We start from the raw sequence: 1,103 nt of genomic DNA, 5'->3' as shown, positions 1-1,103 counted from the left end.
GTCTTGGATAATAACTTCGCCTTGATGGAGAAGTTAAAAAACGAAGGCAACGTCGACAATGTTGTGCTGGTGGCGAACGATATTCCTGTAGCAAGTTCACTGGCGGGGGATGAGTCATACAAAATCTTCGATGTGTTGAAACGCAAAGAGACCCAGAAGAAGTTAGATCAGTTGTTGATCATCCAAACGCCGATTGAAGTGAACGCGGCCATCACCAACTTGAAGTTACTTACCGTGCAAGACAACCAGAGTGTTGTTACGCTGCAAATTCAACACTTTTTGGCGATGTTAGCGTCTGTTATTGGCATGATTATGATTGCGTTGATGACCAAAGAGTGGATTGAAAACCGAGTCGTGGAAGAGCTGGGGTCGCTCATGTCTTACACGCGTTCTGCTCGGGAAGAAAAAGGCTTTGAGCGTTTTGGTGGGTCGGATATTGAAGAGTTTGACCACATTGGTTCGACGCTGGAAAGCACGTTTGAAGAATTAGAAGCTCAGAAGCGATCGTTTCGAGATCTGTTTAACTTCGCGTTATCGCCAATCATGGTGTGGTCAGAAGCGGGCGTGCTGATCCAAATCAACCCCGCAGCTCGCAAAGAACTGGTGATCGAAAATGACATCGAAACCATGCATCCTGTATTTAAAGGATTCAAAGACAAACTGGTGCCACATTTAAGAATGGCAGCGCAGGGCGCGACACTGACGGGAGTGAACGTGCCGATTGGTGATAAAGTCTTTCGTTGGAACTTATCGCCAATTCGCGTCGATGGTGATATCAGCGGCATCATTGTTCAAGGGCAAGATATTACAACGCTGATCGAAGCTGAAAAGCAAAGTAACTTAGCACGCAGAGAAGCCGAAAAGTCCGCGCAAGCGCGAGCTGACTTCTTGGCTAAAATGAGCCATGAAATTCGCACACCAATTAATGGCATTTTGGGTGTTGCGCAGCTACTCAAAGATTCCGTGGAAGCGGAAGAGCAGAAGAACCAAATCGATGTTCTTCGCCACAGTGGTGAGCACTTACTTGCTGTTTTGAATGATATTTTGGACTTCTCAAAGATTGAACAAGGCAAGTTCAATATCCAAAAACATCCTTTCTCCTT

General features: G+C 45.9%; 1 protein-coding gene. It reads left to right on the top strand.

Going from position 1 to position 1,103, the window contains the following annotated elements; translation table 11 throughout:
* Positions 1 to 1,103 (top strand): LuxQ periplasmic sensor domain-containing protein (locus tag R7O12_RS26395; protein WP_318127027.1); only part of this gene is annotated, 1,103 nt, incomplete at both ends.

Source organism: Vibrio sp. Vb1574, from assembly GCF_033338675.1.
This window is presented reverse-complemented; position numbering and strand designations above follow the sequence as displayed.